At 62.9% G+C, this 18,342-nt stretch carries 8 protein-coding genes; 3 read left to right on the plus strand and 5 right to left on the minus strand.

Going from position 1 to position 18,342, the window contains the following annotated elements:
* Positions 1-37 precede the first annotated feature (37 nt).
* Both J3P85_RS07565 and speB read right to left on the minus strand, forming a co-directional pair.
* Positions 38-445, minus strand: coding sequence for a YybH family protein (locus J3P85_RS07565; protein WP_434705358.1), 408 nt, complete (start codon positions 443-445; stop codon positions 38-40).
* 9 nt (positions 446-454) lie between these two features.
* Positions 455-1,405, minus strand: a complete 951-nt coding sequence (gene speB, locus J3P85_RS07570) for an agmatinase (RefSeq protein ID WP_434705359.1) — start codon at positions 1,403-1,405, stop codon at positions 455-457.
* 341 nt (positions 1,406-1,746) lie between these two features.
* Here speB and J3P85_RS07575 point away from each other — a divergent pair, with 341 nt between their 5' ends.
* Together J3P85_RS07575 and J3P85_RS07580 are read left to right on the plus strand one after the other, a co-directional pair.
* Positions 1,747-2,640 (plus strand): LysR family transcriptional regulator, encoded by an 894-nt coding sequence (locus J3P85_RS07575; RefSeq protein ID WP_434705360.1) that lies wholly within the window; start codon positions 1,747-1,749, stop codon positions 2,638-2,640.
* A gap of 2 nt (positions 2,641-2,642) precedes the next feature.
* Positions 2,643-3,239: a tRNA-uridine aminocarboxypropyltransferase gene (locus tag J3P85_RS07580; RefSeq protein ID WP_434705361.1), complete on the plus strand. Its 597-nt coding sequence runs from the start codon at positions 2,643-2,645 to the stop codon at positions 3,237-3,239.
* 149 nt (positions 3,240-3,388) lie between these two features.
* Here J3P85_RS07580 and J3P85_RS07585 read toward each other — a convergent pair whose 3' ends face one another.
* The 3 genes from J3P85_RS07585 to J3P85_RS07595 form a co-directional block, all read right to left on the minus strand.
* Positions 3,389-4,753, minus strand: a complete 1,365-nt coding sequence (locus J3P85_RS07585; RefSeq protein WP_434705362.1) for an HlyD family type I secretion periplasmic adaptor subunit — start codon at positions 4,751-4,753, stop codon at positions 3,389-3,391.
* Positions 4,754-4,948: 195 nt separating this feature from the next.
* Complete coding sequence (locus tag J3P85_RS07590) at positions 4,949-7,108, minus strand: type I secretion system permease/ATPase (RefSeq protein ID WP_434705363.1); 2,160 nt, start codon at positions 7,106-7,108, stop codon at positions 4,949-4,951.
* A gap of 19 nt (positions 7,109-7,127) precedes the next feature.
* Positions 7,128-8,486 (minus strand): TolC family outer membrane protein, encoded by a 1,359-nt coding sequence (locus J3P85_RS07595; RefSeq protein ID WP_434705364.1) that lies wholly within the window; start codon positions 8,484-8,486, stop codon positions 7,128-7,130.
* Between the two features lie 453 nt (positions 8,487-8,939).
* Here J3P85_RS07595 and J3P85_RS07600 point away from each other — a divergent pair, with 453 nt between their 5' ends.
* Positions 8,940-18,236 (plus strand): retention module-containing protein, encoded by a 9,297-nt coding sequence (locus tag J3P85_RS07600; RefSeq protein ID WP_434705365.1) that lies wholly within the window; start codon positions 8,940-8,942, stop codon positions 18,234-18,236.
* Positions 18,237-18,342 lie beyond the last annotated feature (106 nt).

An 18,342-nucleotide genomic window follows, 5' to 3' on the forward strand; every position in this document is an offset into this window, starting at 1 on the left:
TCGAGGCGCATTCATCGGTTGTGAATGTCGCCTGTGGCTAAGGGGGTGGCAGCCCTTCCGGCATTGCGGACAAATGTTCATGACAGGCCAGCCATAGGCCTTGTTGTTCTTGGCGAAACACAATGGTTTCGCGCTCCTGGCTAATGTGAAGCTCCCCTTGCATGCGCAGCTCGGTGGCCACGTCATGGATGAAAATCGCCACGTCCCCTTGCAGGCTGACGAAGGCGTTGCTCGAGGTGCAGCTCAGCACCTCGAAGCCATCCTCGGACCGCCAGCGGTCCCACAACGCCCGGTAGGCATCGCGTGACAGCAGAGTCTGTTCGAGGGTGTGGAACACGAAGCTCGCATCGGTGCTGAACGCACTGAAATAAGCCTCGCGATCGTTGCGGGCGAAGGCCGACACCAGCTCAGCGGCGGCCTTGAGAACCTGGTCTCGATGGCTCATGGCGGCGCCTCAGCGATGAACCACGCCAGGCAGTACGCAGAGCATCTCGTACAGCAGGTTGGCGCCCAGCAGCGAGGTGTTGCCGGTGGTGTCGTACGGCGGCGAGACTTCTACCAGATCGCAACCGACCAGGTCGAGGCCCTGGCAGCCACGGATGATTTCGATCGCCTGGATGGTGGTCAGGCCACCGATTTCCGGGGTGCCGGTGCCGGGCGCCCAGGCCGGGTCGATGCCGTCGATGTCGAAGCTCAGGTACACCGGGCCGCCGCCGACTTTCTCGCGCACTTCGGCCATCAACGGTGCCAGGGATTTGTGCCAGCACTCTTCGGCCTGGACCACGCGAAACCCCTGATGGCGGCTCCAGTTGAAATCATCGGCGGTGTAGCCCTGGGCCCGCAGGCCGATCTGCACCACGCGGTCGCAATCGAGCAGGCCTTCTTCCACGGCGCGGCGGAAGGTGGTGCCGTGGGCGATTTTCTCGCCGAACATGTGGTCGTTCACATCGGCATGGGCGTCGATGTGCACCAGGCCGACCTTGCCGTGTTTCTTGTGAATGGCTCGCAGTATCGGCAGGGTGATGGTGTGGTCGCCGCCCAGGGTCAGGGGGATGACGTTGTGTTCGAGGATCTTGTGGTACGACTCTTCGATAATCCGCACCGCGTCCAGCAGGTTGAAGGTGTTGATCGCCACGTCACCGATGTCCGCCACTGACAGCGAGTCGAACGGTGCAGCGCCGGTGGCCATGTTGTAGGGGCGGATCATCACGGATTCGGCGCGAATCTCTCGCGGCCCGAAACGGGTGCCGGCGCGCAGGGAGGTGCCGATGTCCAGCGGCACGCCGACGAAAGCAGCGTCCAGGCCGGCAGCGGTTTGCAAATGGGGAAGTCGCATCATGGTGGCGATGCCGCCGAAGCGCGGCATTTCGTTGCCGCCCAGTGGTTGGTGAAGAATCTTGTCCACGGGTAGGGCCTCATCGTTGTTTTATTTATCAGGGGCCGATTCTGCGAAAAGCCGTGGCGGTGAAGAATCGCTGGCGGCAAATACTTAGTTCAGATTTTTCTAAACTAATGGCGGGTGGGGCGATAGACTCCGCAGCAGCGCAATCCTGGGGCAAATGATTACCCCTGTGGCGAGGGAGCTTGCTCCCGCTGGGCTGCGAAGCAGCCCCAAAACCATTCCCCTCGGTGTATCAGGTAGATCGCGTGGGCAGGTTTACGACTGCTTCGCAGCCGAGCGGGAGCAAGCTCCCTCGCCACAAAAGCGCGACAAGTTCTGTCTATGTGTGATCCGGAGACACCCCCATGGTCAACGCTCTACCCGACCTGAAACTGCTGCGCATTTTCGTCAGCGTGGTCCGGCACCAGGGGTTCGCCAATGCCCAGCACGAGCTCAACCTCTCCACCTCGGCCATCAGCACTTATATGAGCCAGCTGGAATCGGCCCTGGGCCTGGTGCTCTGTCATCGCGGCCGGGGCGGGTTCAGCCTGACCAGCAAGGGCGAGTTGTTCCATCAGGAAACCCTGCGCCTGCTGGGCGAGCTCGAAGGCTTCGAACAGTACGCCGCCGCGCTCAAGGGGGAACTGCGCGGCACGCTGAACCTGGGGGTGATCGACTCGACAGTGAGCGACACGGCCTTGCCGTTCGCCGAAGCCATCGGTGCCTACAGCCAGGAGCATCCGGCGGTGCATTTGCACCTGTCGGTTCTCAGCCCTTACGAGCTGCAACTCGGTGTGCAGGACAACCGCCTGGACCTGGCCATCGGTGCGTTTTCCACGCGCATGAGCGGGTTGGTCTACATGCCGTTGTACCGCGAGCAGCACTGGTTGTATTGCAGCAATCGCCACCCGCTGTTCAACGAGCGGCGCATCCCCGAACAGGTCATCACCCAGCAGCGTATGGTCGGACGCGGTTACTGGAGCCAGGCCGAGCTGGCTCGCCATGGCTTCAAGCACAGTGCGGCGACGGTCGAGAGCATGGAAGCGCAGTTGATCCTGGTGTTGTCCGGTGCCTACGTCGGTTATTTGCCTGAGCACTATGCCCAGGCTTGGGTCGACAAGGGCGACTTGCGCGTGCTGTTGCCGGCGACCTTCGGTTATCAGGCGCCGTTTTCGATGATCGTGCGCCGTGGCCGCAGCCGCGAGCCGCTGATCCAGACCTTCCGTGATTTGCTCAAAGCTCAACTGAACCAGGCCTGATCATGTCCAGAATCCAATGCCCGCGCTGCCAACGACCGCAAAGCCATTGCCTGTGCCCGTTGATCCCCAACCTCGACAGCCGCACCCGGGTCTTGCTGTTGCAACATCCCAGCGAAGTGAACCACGCCTTGAACACTGCCCGGCTGGCGGCGTTGGGGCTGCGCAATGCCGAGCTGATCGTGGGCGAGGTGTTCGAGGATCTGCCACGGTTGCTCAACCCACCGGGTTATCAGGCGCGGTTGTTGTTTCCCGCTGACGACGCGCAGCCGCTGCAAACCTACGGGCCGTCCGATGAGCCGCTGCTGTTGGTCGTTCCCGATGGCACCTGGCGCAAGGCGAGAAAACTGCTGCACCTCAATCCGCTGCTGGCAGCGTTGCCGAGGGTGACGTTGGCTAACGGTGGCGTGTCCCGTTATCGCTTGCGCAAGGCCCCGGGGCCGGGGGCGTTGTCGACGGTGGAGGCGATTGTCCAGGCGTTGCAAATGCTTGAGGCACCGGTGAGTTTCGAGCCGTTGCTGCGGCCGTTCGAGGCGTTGATCGAGGGGCAGATTGTGGCGATGGGGGAGGAGACGTTTCGGCGTAATCATGCTGAAAAATAGGTGGTGTGGTTGCCGGCCTCATCGCGAGCAAGCTCGCTCCCACAGTTGATCTCCAGTGCACACAAGATTAGTGGTCACCCCAAATCCAATGTGGGAGCGAGCTTGCTCGCGATGGCGATAGCCCGGACACCGAAGATCCCAGCCAAAGCCTACCGCTCGCGCATCGCCTCGGTCCGCGCCTTCAACACCGGCTTGAGCAAGTAATCCAACACACTTTTCTCCCCGGTGATGATGTCCACCGTCGCCACCATCCCCGGGATGATCAGCAACGGTTTTGCATCCCCACCCAAGTGGTTTTTATCGGTCCGCACCTGGATCAAATAGAAGCTGTTGCCCTTGTCGTCGGTGATGGTGTCGGCACCGATCAGTTCGAGCTTGGCGCTGAGCCCGCCATAGATCGTGTAGTCGTAGGCGCTGAACTTGACCATGGCTTTCTGGCCTGGGTGCAGGAACGCCACGTCCTGGGGGCGGACCTTGGCTTCGATCAGCAGGTTGTCTTCCAAGGGCACGATTTCCACCATGTCGTTGCCCGGCTGCACCACGCCGCCGATGGTATTGACCTTCAATTGCTTGATCACCCCATGCACCGGCGAGACCACGGTGGTGCGGGTCACGCGGTCGTCGATGGCGATGCTTGAGGCGGTGATTTTCGACAGTTCGGTGCGTTTCTCGTTGAGGTCCTTGGCCGCCTCGGAACGGAAGGTCTGTTCCGATTCGTCGATCTTGCTCTTGATCTCGTTGATCGCCGATTCGGCCCGGGGAATCGCCAGGGTGGTGGCATTGAGCGAGCCACGGATTTCCACCGCGCTGCGCTTGAGCCGCAGGATCTCCACCGGCGATACCGCCCCGGTGCGCACCAGCGGGGCGGACATGTTCATTTCTTCTTGCAGCAAGGCCAGGGCGGAGCTGAACTGGCCTTGCTTGGAACGAAACTCCGCCAGTTCCTGGGTCTTCTGCCGCAGTTGTTCGGTCAGGGTCCGTTGTTCGCTGGCCAGGCGTCGCTGGCGTTGTTCGTACAGCGAGCGTTCGTCCTCGGCCACTTGCGGGGCCTTGGCGGTGACCTCTGCCGAGAGCGCGAAGGGCCGCCCTTCAGCTTCGGCCGACAGGCGCTCGACCTGGGCCGTCAGGGCATAGCGATCAGCCTCGCTCTCGCCCTTGTTCGACAGGAACCGCGTATCGTCGAGGCGCAGCAGGGTGTCGCCCTTGTTTACCATCTGGCCTTCGCGCACGAAAATCTCGGTGACGATGCCGCCCTCCAGGTTCTGGATCACCTGGATCTTGCTCGACGGAATCGCCTTGCCTTCGCCGGTGGTGACTTCCTGCAAGACCGCAAACTTCGCCCAGGCCAACCCGGTGACGATCAACCCGGCGGCCAGCCACACGGTGACCCGCGAGCGACGGGGCGAATCCTGCAGCGTGGCGCCGGCAGTTTCCGGCATGAACTCGCTTTCGGCGCTTTTGCTGAAACTGCCGAAGTAGCTTCGGGCGGCTGAATCCGGTGTTTGAGCAGACATGGGGCGGTACCCGTTGGTTAAGTGAAAAGAGCTGGGTGCTGCTTTTTGTGGCGAGGGAGCTTGCTCCCGCTCGGCGGCGAAGCCGTCGTAAAACCTGCCGGCGCGGTCCGCCTGACACAACCGGGTGAATCGCCTTGGGGCTGCTTCGCAGCCCAGCGGGAGCAAGCTCCCTCGCCACAGTGGTTGTGTTGGCAGCTATACCGCCGCGGAGCCCACCCGTCCCTTGCGCAGCGCATCGATCACCGCGTCCTTCGGCCCGTCTGCCACGATCCGGCCGTTATCCAGCACCACCAAGCGGTCCACCAGGCTCAGCATCGAGGTGCGGTGGGTGACCAGCAGCACGGTCTTGCCTTGCACGTGGGTATAAAGCTTCTGCCGCAAGACGTCTTCGCTGCTGTTGTCCATGGCGCTGGTGGGTTCGTCCAGCAGCAGGATCGGCGGGTCGAGCAACAAGGCCCGGGCCAGCAGCACAGCCTGGCGCTGGCCGCCGGACAGCAGTTGTCCGCGCTCGCCCACCGGGCGGTCGAAACCTTGGGGATGCTGGCGCGCCAGTTCGGTGACACCCGTCAGTTCCGCCACTTCCAGCATGCGCGCGTCGCTGATGTAGCGCGCACCGAGGGTGAGGTTGTCCCGCAGGCTGCCGGCCAGCAGCGGCAGGTCATGGGCGACGTAGCCGATCTGTTGGCGCAGGTCGGCGACGTCCAGTTGCCGCAGGTCCAGGCCGTCGAGCAGCAACTGGCCTTCCTCCGGTGCATAGAAACCCATCACCAGGCGCGCCAGGGTGCTCTTGCCCGAACCACTGCGGCCGATGATCCCGACCCGTTCGCCGGGCTTGAGGCTGAAACTGATATTGGCCAGTGCCGGGGCGCTCTGGCCGTTGTAGTGGAACGTCACACCGCTGACGTCCAGCGCGCCCTGCAATTGGGTGCGCTCAAGGGGCCGCTGCTTGGCGTCACGCTCCTGGGGCAAGGCCATCAGGGCATCGGTGCTGCGCATGGTGAGCTGGGCTTGCTGGTAGCGGGTGATCAGCCCGGCGATCTGCCCGAGCGGGGCCAGCACCCGGCTGCCGAGCATGTAGGTCGCCACCAGCGCGCCGACGCTGAGATTGCCGGCAATGATGCTGTAGACCCCGGCGACGATGGTTGCCATGCCCGCCAGTTGTTGCAGGAACAAGGTGCCGTTGGTCGCCAGTGCCGAAAGGTTGCGCGCATGGCTGTCCAGGCGGGTGAGGGCGCCGTGGGTGCTTTCCCATTGGTGCTGGCGCTCGCTTTCCGCGCTGCAAGCCTTGAGGGTTTCCAGGCCACCGAGGGTTTCGATCAGCAGGGCCTGGCGCTGGGCGCCGAGGGCCAGGCTTTTTTGCACGGTGTCGCGCAGGCGTGCCTGGATGATCATGGCGAAGACAATGGTGATCGGAAATGCGATCACGGGAATCACCACCAGCCAGCCGCCCAGCAGGCCGATCACCACCAGCATCAGCAGGGCGAAGGGCAGGTCGATCAGGCTGGTGAGCGTCACCGCCGTGAGGAATTCCCGCAGGCCCTGGAAGTCGTGGATGCTCTGGGCGAAGCCGCCGATGGTCACCGGTTTGGCCTTCATCGCCATGCCAGTGATGCGTTCGAACAGGGTCGCGGAGAGAATCACGTCGGTTTTCTTGCCGGCGGTGTCCAGCAGATGGGCGCGCACCACCCGCAGCACCAGTTCGAAACCGGTGCCGATCAGCAGCCCCACGGCCAGCACCCATAAGGTCGACGTGGCCTGGTTCGGCACCACGCGGTCGTAGGTCTGCATCACGAACAGCGGCACCATCAGGCCCAGCAGGTTGATCAGGAAACTCGCCAGGATCGCGTCGCTGTACAGCCAGCGCGACAGTTTCAGGGTGTCGCGGAACCACGCCTCGACCCTCGGCACCAGCGGGGCGCGCAAGTCTTCGAGTTCATGGCGCGGCCGGGCGAATAGCGCCTGGCCGCTGTAATCGGTGGTCAGTTCCTCGCGGCCGACCCATTGTTCACCGCCATCGGCTTCGCTGGGGAGGATCAGCGCCTTGCCATCCTCGCCCCAGCGCCGCAATACGGCGCAGCGGCCCCCCGCCAGGATCAGCATCACCGGCAGGTTCAGGGCTGAGATGTCCGCCAGCTCACGCCGCAATAGCCGCGCCTGCAAGCCCGCCCGGGCCGCTGCGCGGGGCAGCAGGTCCAGGCTCAAGCGTTGGTGCGCCATAGGAAGCCCGGCGCTGAGGCTGGCGCGACTGGCCGTCGCGCCATGGAGTTTGCAGAGGATCAACAGGCCGTCCAGCAACGGATCATCGAAGTTCAGGCGCGGATCGGCGCCGGGGGGTGCGGGTTCCATGCTGGTCACATTGATCGCTCCCACTGGATTACTTCAGTTCCGGCAACCGTGCCTGGTTCTTGACTTCGGTCTGCGCGACCGCATCGGCCGGCAGCACGATCCGTTGTTTTTGCAACAACAGGCCCATGTTCGCCAGCACCCGGTACATCGAGTATTCCTCGGTGTAACGCACTTCGGTGTAGCGACGGTTGGCGTTGTACAACTCGTTTTCGCTGTCGAGCAGGTCGAGCAGGGTGCGCTGGCCGAGGCCGAACTGATCCTGGTAGGCGGCGCGCACACGGGCGGTGGTGTCGGCGTATTCGCGGGCGGTCGGGGTCTGCTTGCGGGCGTTGAGCATGGCGTTCCAGGCCAGGCGCGTGTCTTCGTTGAGCTGGCGCAGGGCGTTGTTGCGGATGTCCATGGCCTGGTTGATCTGGTGGGCGTTGGACGCCAGCCGCGCCTTGTCGCTGCCACCGCGGAACAGGTTGTAGTTCATCACCACGCCCAGCCGCCAGTTGTTGTCGTGGCCTTCTTCGCCACCGATGTTGTTGTTGGCGCCCAGCGCTGCCTCGGCATCAAAGCGCGGATAGAACGGCGACTTTGCCACTTCATATTGGCTTTCGGCTGACTGTATGTCGGCCTGGGCCGATTTCAGGTACGGGTTGTTGTCCACCATGCTTTGCTGGGCTTCGCGCAGGTCGGCGGGTAGCTCGCCTTTGGTCGAGGGGGGCGCTTCCAGTTCATCGGGCATGCGCCCGACCACGCTGTAGAAGTTCGCCTCGGCGTCCGCCAGGTCGACCTGGGCGGTGTCGAAGTTGTTTTCCGCCAGGGCCCGACGGGCGTTGGACTGGTCGGAGTCGGCCGTACTGCCCACCCCTCGCTCGGTGCGCAGGCCGATCTGGTCGTTGACCCGCAGGTGCGCCTGCAGGTTGTTCTTGGCCAAGGTCACCAGTTCGCGACGCTTGAGCACTTCCAGGTAGACCTCGATGGTGCGCAGTGCCAGATCCTGGGCGGTGCCCTGGGCGTAATAGGCCCGGGAATTGACCACGCCCTGGGTGCGCTGCACTTCATTGGCGGTGTTGAACCCGTCGAAGATCATCTGCCGCAGGCGCAGTTCCGATTGGGTGTAGGTCAGGATATTGGTGTGGTGGTTGCCCTGCGCCCGGGTGTTGGTGTTGTCGCTGTAGCCACGGCCATAACCGGCATTGAGATCCACCGACGGGAAAAAGCCCCCCCGGGCGACTTTGACGTCTTCATTGGCCGACAGGCGGCTGTCCACCCGTTGTGCCAATTCCGGGTGAGTCGCGATGGTGCTCTGGATCGCTTCGGTCAAGGACATGGCCTGCGCCTGAGAAGAGCAGGCCATGGCCAGCAAAACCGCGCTGCAGAGGGGGGTTAGAACGCGCATGGGGTGCATCTCCTGAGGTCTGTAGTGCTTCGTTGTCGCCAATTTATTGACGTATTTAAGATCAAAACCGTTTCAACCTTGTAACAACACAGCTAAGAACATCCTGCGCAAAACCTAAGAAGAATTTCTCATAATGTTTATTCCGAAAAAAACTTATGTGCTTGTAAAAAACCGGCACATTGTTCAAAGCGAAAGCCTTTGAATCTGCGGGTTCTGACGGATTTTAGGCGTCAATAAAAGTTCCATTCAGATTTTTAAGCGATGTGAAGAAGTGCCGAAAGGGCGATGGATGAGGCGGTTATAGGTGACGGTTTTTTGTCGTTTGGGCGAATTGCCAGCACATTCTGCCTTCAGGAAAGCTGGCAGATTTTCCAGCTTTGCAGATCGCCAATCTGAGGACGGATTCTTCACCCAAACAGGTGCCGATTGCGGTCGGCAACGGAGGAAATGCACATGGCAGCGCTCATCGGTATCGTCAGCAAAGTGGTCGGGCAAGTTTTCGCGGAAACGGCTGGTGGCCTGCGGCGGCCACTGGTCGAAGGCGATCGGCTTTATGCCGGCGAACACTTGGTCACCGGTGCCGAAGGGGCCGTGGCTGTCCAATTGCAAAACGGCCAGGCGTTGACCCTGGGCCGCGAAAGCAACCTGACCCTGACCCCGCAGCTGCTCGCCAACCCTGCGCCTCATGTCGACACGCCCGACACGGTGGCACCGAGTGACGCGCAACTGACCGATGTGCAAAAGCTGCAGCAAGCCATCGCCGCCGGTGCCGACCCGACGCAGACCGGTGAAGCCACGGCTGCCGGACCCGAAGGGGGCAACCCGGGTGGCGTAGGGGGTGGGCACAGTTTTGTGTTGCTGGAAGAGGTGGGCGGGGAGGTCGATCCGTTGATTGGTTTCCCGACGGCCGGGTTCAACGGGATTCCTGAGTTTCCAGACCTGCGCTTGGCCGGTGACCCGGATAACACGGGCGACGATGCGACCGTGCCACCGGTCGTGCCTGAGACCCCGGACAACCCCGTGACCCTCGACGGTGTGACTGTCGAGGGCGGCGAACTGACCACCAACGAGGCCAATCTGGCCGACGGTTCGGTCAGCAATCCGGGGGCGCTGGTGCAAAATGGCACGTTCACGGTGTCCGCGCCTGACGGGCTGGACAGCCTGAGCATCGGCGGCATCAACGTGATCAGCGGCGGTGTGCCCGCTGGTTTCCCCCAAACCATCACGTCGGCGCTGGGCAACACGTTGACCATCACCGGTTATAACCCGGCTACGGGAGTGGTCAGCTACACCTACACACTGACGGACAATGAAACGCATCCTGCCGGCGGCGGTGCCAACAACATTACCGAGCAGTTCCCAGTGGTGGCGGTCGACACCGACGGCGACACGGCCACTGGCACCCTGGACGTCAACATCACCGATGACGTGCCCCAGGCGATCGATGACAGCCACGCCAACACGGCGTCGGAAACCCTGGTCAGCCTCACCGGCAACGTATTGCCCAACGACCATCAGGGCGCCGACCGGATCCCCACCGGCCCCGACAGCGGACCGATCATTGGCGGGACGTTCACCGGCACCTACGGCACCCTGATGCTCAACCCCAACGGCACATACACCTACACCCTGCACACCAGCGACCCGCAGTTTGTCGCGTTGCAGGGCGGGGGCAGCGGCACCGAAACCTTCACCTACACCCTGACCGACGCCGACGGCGACACCAGCACCGCGAACCTGGTCTTGCAGGTCCACAACAACGACGACCCGGTGATCATCACCGGCCTCGACACCGAAGGCGGCGAGCTGTCGTTGCAGGAGAAAAACCTCAGCGACGGCAGCAGCCCGGATGCATCGGCCCTGACCCAAAGCGGCACCTTCACCGTGACGGCGTTGGACGGTGTGCAGACCCTGAGCGTGGGCGGGATCAATGTGGTGACGGGCGGCGTAGCGGCCGGTTTCCCACAATCGATTACCACCGCGCTGGGCAACACCCTGACCATCACCGGTTTCAACGCGGCTACCGGTGTAGTGAGTTACAGCTACACCCTTCTGGACAATGAAGCCCATCCAAACGCCAACGGCGCCAACAACGTTAGCGAGCAATTCGCAGTCATCGTCACCGATGACAACGGCACCACGGCCAACGGCAACCTGGACGTAAACATCGTCGATGACCTGCCCAAAGCCGTGGACGATAGCAACGGTACCGCCTCGGAAACCAACCTGACCCTGACCGGCAGCGTGCTGACCAACGACACCCAAGGCGCGGACCCTGTGGCGTCCGGCCCAATCACCCCCGGCACGTTCACCGGCACCTACGGCACCCTGGTGCTCAACGCCGACGGTTCCTACACCTACACCCTCAACACCGCGGACGCCGACTTCAAGGGTTTGCACGGCGGCGGCAATGGCAGCGAAACCTTCACCTACACCCTGACCGACGCGGATGGCGACACCAGTACCGCGAACCTGGTCTTGCAAGTGCACAACAACGACGACCCGGTGATCATCACCGGCCTCGACACCGAAGGCGGCGAGCTGTCGTTGCAGGAAAAAAACCTCAGCGACGGCAGCAGCCCGGATGCATCGGCCCTGACCCAAAGCGGCACCTTCACCGTGACGGCGTTGGACGGTGTGCAGACCCTGAGCGTGGGCGGGATCAACGTCGTCACCAATGGCGTAGCGGCCGGTTTCCCACAGTCGATCACGACTGCGCTGGGCAACACCCTGACCATCACCGGTTTCAACGCGGCTACCGGTGTAGTGAGTTACAGCTACACGCTTCTGGACAATGAAGCCCATCCAAACGCCAACGGCGCCAACAACGTTAGCGAGCAATTCGCGGTCGTCGTCACCGATGACAACGGCACCACGGCCAACGGCAACCTCGATGTGAACATCGTCGATGACGTGCCCAAAGCCGTGGATGACAGCAACGGTACCGCCTCGGAAACCAACCTGACCCTGACCGGCAGCGTGCTGACCAACGACACCCAAGGCGCGGACCCTGTGGCGTCCGGCCCAATCACCCCCGGCACGTTCACCGGCACCTACGGCACCCTGGTGCTCAACGCCGACGGTTCCTACACCTACACCCTCGACACCGCCGACGCCGACTTCAAGGGTTTGCACGGCGGCGGCAATGGCAGCGAAACATTCACCTACACCCTGACCGACGCCGACGGCGACACCAGTACCGCGAACCTGGTCTTGCAAGTGCACAACAACGACGACCCGGTGATCATCACCGGCCTCGACACCGAAGGCGGCGAGCTGTCGTTGCAGGAGAAAAACCTCAGCGACGGCAGCAGCCCGGATGCATCGGCCCTGACCCAAAGCGGTACGTTTACCGTGACGGCGTTGGACGGCGTGCAGACCCTGAGCGTAGGCGGGATCAACGTCGTCACCAACGGCGTAGCGGCTGGTTTCCCACAGTCGATCACGACTGCGCTGGGCAATACGTTGACGATCACCGGCTTCAACGCTGCTACCGGTGTAGTGAGTTACAACTACACGCTTCTGGACAATGAAGCCCATCCAAACGCCAACGGCGCCAACAACGTTAGCGAACAGTTCGCAGTCGTCGTCACCGATGACAACGGCACCACCGCCAACGGCAATCTCGATGTAAACATCGTCGATGACGTGCCCAAAGCCGTGGACGACAGCAACGGTACCGCCTCGGAAACCAACCTGACCCTGACCGGCAGCGTGCTGACCAACGACACCCAAGGCGCGGACCCTGTGGCGTCCGGCCCAATCACCCCCGGCACGTTCACCGGTACCTACGGCACCCTGGTGCTCAACGCCGACGGTTCCTACACCTACACCCTCAACACCGCGGACGCCGACTTCAAGGGTTTGCACGGCGGCGGCAATGGCAGCGAAACCTTCACCTACACCCTGACCGACGCGGATGGCGACACCAGCACCGCGAACCTGGTCTTGCAGGTCCACAACAACGACGACCCGGTGATCATCACCGGCCTCGACACCGAAGGCGGCGAGCTGTCGTTGCAGGAGAAAAACCTCAGCGACGGCAGCAGCCCGGATGCATCGGCCCTGACCCAAAGCGGCACCTTCACCGTGACGGCGTTGGACGGTGTGCAGACCCTGAGCGTGGGCGGGATCAACGTCGTCACCAATGGCGTAGCGGCTGGTTTCCCGCAGTCGATCACGACTGCGCTGGGCAACACCCTGACCATCACCGGTTTCAACGCGGCTACCGGTGTAGTGAGTTACAGCTACACGCTTCTGGACAATGAAGCCCATCCAAACGCCAACGGCGCCAACAACGTTAGCGAGCAATTCGCGGTCGTCGTCACCGATGACAACGGCACCACGGCCAACGGCAACCTCGATGTGAACATCGTCGATGACGTGCCCAAAGCCGTGGACGACAGCAACGGTACCGCCTCGGAAACCAACCTGACCCTGACCGGCAGCGTGCTGACCAACGACACCCAAGGCGCGGACCCTGTGGCGTCCGGCCCAATCACCCCCGGCACGTTCACCGGTACCTACGGCACCCTGGTGCTCAACGCCGACGGTTCCTACACCTACACCCTCAACACCGCCGACGCCGACTTCAAGGGTTTGCACGGCGGCGGCAATGGCAGCGAAACATTCACCTACACCCTGACCGACGCCGACGGCGACACCAGTACCGCGAACCTGGTCTTGCAAGTGCACAACAACGACGACCCGGTGATCATCACCGGCCTCGACACCGAAGGCGGCGAGCTGTCGTTGCAGGAGAAAAACCTCAGCGACGGCAGCAGCCCGGATGCATCGGCCCTGACCCAAAGCGGTACGTTTACCGTGACGGCGTTGGACGGCGTGCAGACCCTGAGCGTAGGCGGGATCAACGTCGTCACCAACGGCGTAGCGGCTGGTTTCCCACAGTCGATCACGACTGCGCTGGGCAATACGTTGACGATCACCGGCTTCAACGCTGCTACCGGTGTAGTGAGTTACAACTACACGCTTCTGGACAATGAAGCCCATCCAAACGCCAACGGCGCCAACAACGTTAGCGAGCAATTCGCAGTCGTCGTCACTGATGACAACGGCACCACGGCCAACGGCAACCTGGACGTAAACATCGTCGACGATCAGCCGACCGCGCATGCTGATTCCGCCTCGGTGGATGAGGGCGGGACGGTCAGTGGCAATGTCCTGAATAATGACGAAGGTGGTGCCGACGGGCCGGCTGCCAGTGGTGCCGTGATCGGCGTGCGCGCCGGCAACGATACCTCGACCCCGGCCATCGGCGGCTTGAACACCCAGATCAACGGCACCTACGGCTACCTGACCCTGGACGCCAACGGCAACGCCGTCTACCACAGCAATCCGAACACCGTCAGCGCCCCGGGCGCGACCGATGTCTTCACCTACACCGTACGTGATGCCGATGGCGATGAAAGCACCACCACCATCACCATCGATGTCCATGACGTCTGCCTGGTTGCCACACCGGACCAGGAAATCAGCGTCTACGAAAAAGCCCTCGACCTGAACCAGGACGGCCAGGACCTGGCCCCCGGCACAGTCACCGGCAGCGCTCCGAGCGCCACCAGCGAGACCGCCAGCGGCAGCCTTGTCGGTTCGGTCAGCGGCGCCGTTGGCGCAGTGACCTTCACCCTGGTGGGCAACGCCACCGGTGCCTACGGCCAACTGTCGCTTCAGCCCGACGGTTCCTATACCTACACCTTGACGGCGCCGGCCACGACAACGCCTCACGCCAACGATGGCCCGAACGTATTGAGCGAAAGCTTCACCTATCAGGCCACGGACTCGTTGGGTAACACCGTCACCAGCACCATCGTCATCGACATCGTCGACGACGTGCCCACCGCCCATGCCGATGTTGCCTCGGTGCTGGAGGGCGGCACGGTCAACGGCAATGTGCTGGACAACGACGTGCTAGGCGCGGACGGTGGCGTGGTGGTCGGTGTGCGCGCCGGCAACGACACCTCGGACCCGGCCGTCGGCGGCCTCAACACCCACATCAACGGCACCTACGGCTACCTGACCCTGGACGCCAACGGTAACGCGGTCTACCACAGCAATCCGAACACCGTCAGCGCCCCGGGCGCGACCGATGTCTTCACCTACACCGTGCGCGATGCCGATGGCGATGAAAGCACCACCACCATCACCATCGATGTCCACGAAAGCTGCCTCGTCGCCACACCGGACCAGGAAATCAGCGTCTACGAAAAAGCCCTCGACCTGAACCAGGACGGCCAGGACCTGGCCCCCGGCACCGTCACCGGCAGCGCCCCGAGCGCCACCAGCGAGACCGCCAGCGGCAGCCTTGTCGGTTCGGTCAGCGGCGCCGTTGGCGCAGTGACCTTCACCCTGGTGGGCAACGCCACCGGTGCCTACGGCCAACTGTCGCTTCAGCCCGACGGTTCCTATACCTACACCTTGACGGCGCCGGCCACGACAACGCCTCACGCCAACGATGGCCCGAACGTATTGAGCGAAAGCTTCACCTATCAGGCCACGGACTCGTTGGGTAACACGGTCACCAGCACCATCGTCATCGATATTGTCGACGACGTGCCCAAGGCTCACTGCGACGCTGCCTCGGTGGTGGAGGGCGGGACGGTCAATGGCAACGTGCTGGACAACGATGTACTCAGTGCCGACGGCGGCGCAGTCATCGGCGTGCGCGCCGGTAACGACACCTCGAACCCTGCCATCGGCGGCCTCAACACCCAGGTCAACGGCACCTACGGCTACCTGACCCTGGACGCCAATGGCAACGCGGTCTACCACAGCAACCCTGGCTCTGTCGGTGCACCCGGCGCGACCGATGTCTTCACCTACACCGTGCGCGACGCCGATGGCGATGAAAGCACCACGACCGTCACCATTGATGTACACAACAGCTGCCTCGTCGCAGAAACCGACCACGACATCACCGTCTATGAACAAGCCCTCGACCTGAACCAGGACGGTCAGGACCTGGCCCCCGGCACCGTCACCGGCAGCGAGCCGAGTGCCATCGGTGAAACCGCCAGCGGCAGCTTGGTCGGTTCGATCAGCGGAGCCACCGGCGCCGTCACCTTCACCCTGGTGGGCAACGCCACCGGTGCCTACGGTCAACTGTCGCTTCAGCCGGACGGTTCCTACACCTACACCCTGACGGCGCCAGCCACGACCACGCCCCACGCCAACGATGGTCCGAATGCCCTGAGTGAAAGCTTCACCTACCAGGCCACGGACGCCCTGGGCAACAGCACCACCGGCAGCCTGGTGGTCAGTATTGTCGATGACGTGCCCAAGGCTGTCGCGTCCGAGCGTTCGGTCACGGCGACCGAGATCGATTCCAACCTGCTGATCGTGCTCGACGTCTCCGGCAGCATGAAAGACCCCTCCGGCGTGTCGGGGCTCTCGCGGATGGACCTGGCCAAGCAGGCGGTCAGCGCCTTGCTCGACAAATACGACGACATGGGCGATGTAAAAGTCCAGCTCGTGACCTTCAGCGGCAGCGCCACCGACCAGAGCGCCGTGTGGGTAGACGTGGCAACGGCCAAGACGCTGATCGCCGCGCTGACGGCGCACGGTGACACCAATTACGATGCGGCCGTGGCCATGGCCCAGACGGCGTTCGCAACTTCCGGCCAACTGACCGGCGCACAGAACGTTGGCTATTTCTTCTCCGACGGCAAGCCGACCTTGGGCGCAATCGGCTCGACGGACGAAGCCGCCTGGAAAGCCTTCCTCGACGCCAACGGCATCAAGAACTACGCCATCGGCCTGGGCAGTGGCGTCAGCAACGCCCACCTCGACCCGCTGGCCTACGACGGCAGCACCCACACCAACACCAACGCGGTGGTGGTCACTGACCTGAACCAGCTCAACTCGGTGCTCGCCGACACCGTGCAAGGCGCACCGGTCACCGGCAACCTGTTGGGCGAGGGCGGCTCGTTCGGCGCCGATGGCGGGTTTGTCAAAAGCCTGGTGGTCGATGGCACCACGTACAACTACGACCCGGCGGCCAACGGTGGTCACGGTGCATTGACCGCTAGCGGCGGGCTCAACCACGGCTCCTTCAATACCGCCACCAATACACTGAGCATCGCCACCGACCACGACGGCACCCTGGTGGTCAACCTGGATACCGGTGCGTTCAGCTATACCTCCCAGACCGTCACCCATACCTTGATCACCGAGAATATCGGCTACACCGTCAGCGATAACGACGGTGACCTGGCAAGCTCCAACCTGGTGATCAAAGTCGTTCCGAACAGCCCGCCGATCGCTGTCGATGACAACGTCATCACCAACGTGCTGTCGGGCAACATCGTGATCCCGGGTGAATTGCTGCTGGGTAACGACAGCGACGCCAACGGCGATCCGCTCACGGCTTCGCCCACCAGTTTCAATACCGGTTGGCTCGCCAAGGGCGCGGACTTTACCGGCAGCATCGGCACGGCGAGCTTTACCGGCAACAACGTGCAGTCGATCAACCTCAACCGCAGTGCTTTCGTTGCCAATACCGCGAGCATGACGGCGATGCTGGTGGTCAGCGGTGCCCTGGGAATGGTCTCCAACAACAACGCCAACGACGAAGACCGGCTCAACATCAGCCTCAAACAGGGCGAAACCCTCACCCTGGACCACAACCTCTCGGCCGGTCGCATTGCGATGGAGTATTCGCTCAACGGCGGACCGTTCATCGCAATCAACGACGGCGCATCTTTCACCGCGGCAGCGGATGGCAACTATCAGATCCACGTCACCAACATCGCCAATCCCGGCGTCGGCAACGCCAACGCTGCGGAAAACTATCAACTGACCCTGACCGTCGACTATGCCGGGGCGCAGGACAAGACCGCGGATTTCCACGGCAGCTACACCGCCAGCGACAACCACGGCGGCAGTGACAGCGCCTCGGTCGGCATCAGCTATCAGGCGGGCCACACCCTGACGGGCACCAGTGGCGACGATGTGCTGTTGGCCGGCAATGGCGACGATGTCCTCAATGCGGGGGGCGGCAACGACACCCTCAGTGCCGGTTCGGGCAACAACACCTTGCAGGGTGGGGCGGGCGATGACGTGCTTTACAGTGGCGCGGGCAATGACCTGCTCGATGGCGGCAGCGGTCACGACACCGCCAGCTACGCCCACGCCACCTCGGCGGTCACGGTGAACCTGGGCCTGCTCGCGGCACAGAACACCTTGGGCGCCGGCACCGATACGTTGGCAGGCATTGAAAACCTGGTGGGCTCGAACTTCAACGACACCCTCACCGGCGACGGTGCCAGCAATCGCATCGACGGCGGGTTGGGCCATGACGTGCTCAATGGCGCAGGCGGCGATGACCTGCTGATCGGCGGCCAGGGCAACAACACCCTGACCGGCGGCAGCGGCGCCGATACCTTCCAATGGCAGGCGGGCAACAGCGGCCACGACGTGATCACCGACTTCGCGCCCGGCGTCGACAAGCTCGACCTGTCCCAGCTGCTGCAAGGGGAGAACGGCAGCGCGGCGTCACTGGACGACTACCTGCATTTCTCCGTCAGCGGCAGCGGTGCATCGGTTACCACTAGCATCGACATCAGCGCCCTTGCCGGCGCCACGCCGAACCAGACCATCGACCTGGCCGGCGTCAACCTGGCCAGTCACTACGGCGTCACGCCGGGCGCGGGGGGAATCATCGGCGGTGCGGACACGGCGACCATCATCAATGGGATGTTGAATGATCACTCGTTGAAGGTGGATACGGTGTGAGGTGAGCTGAAACGACAAAACCCGCCATGTCCGGTTTGGATGTGGCGGGTTTTGTTTATTTCAGTAAAGACAAATGGGGACCCACAGCTACCTGAAGACACACAGG

The organism is Pseudomonas sp. Z1-12, from assembly GCF_051132015.1.
GTDB classification, from domain to species: domain Bacteria; phylum Pseudomonadota; class Gammaproteobacteria; order Pseudomonadales; family Pseudomonadaceae; genus Aquipseudomonas; species Aquipseudomonas zanjanensis.

Coding starts and splice junctions, on each gene's coding strand:
- J3P85_RS07565 (WP_434705358.1), bottom strand. CDS start 445: ATGAGCCATCGAGACCAGGTTCTCAAGGCCGCCGCTGAGCTGGTGTCG.
- J3P85_RS07595 (WP_434705364.1), bottom strand. CDS start 8,486: ATGCGCGTTCTAACCCCCCTCTGCAGCGCGGTTTTGCTGGCCATGGCC.
- J3P85_RS07585 (WP_434705362.1), bottom strand. CDS start 4,753: ATGTCTGCTCAAACACCGGATTCAGCCGCCCGAAGCTACTTCGGCAGT.
- J3P85_RS07600 (WP_434705365.1), top strand. CDS start 8,940: ATGGCAGCGCTCATCGGTATCGTCAGCAAAGTGGTCGGGCAAGTTTTC.
- J3P85_RS07580 (WP_434705361.1), top strand. CDS start 2,643: ATGTCCAGAATCCAATGCCCGCGCTGCCAACGACCGCAAAGCCATTGC.
- J3P85_RS07575 (WP_434705360.1), top strand. CDS start 1,747: ATGGTCAACGCTCTACCCGACCTGAAACTGCTGCGCATTTTCGTCAGC.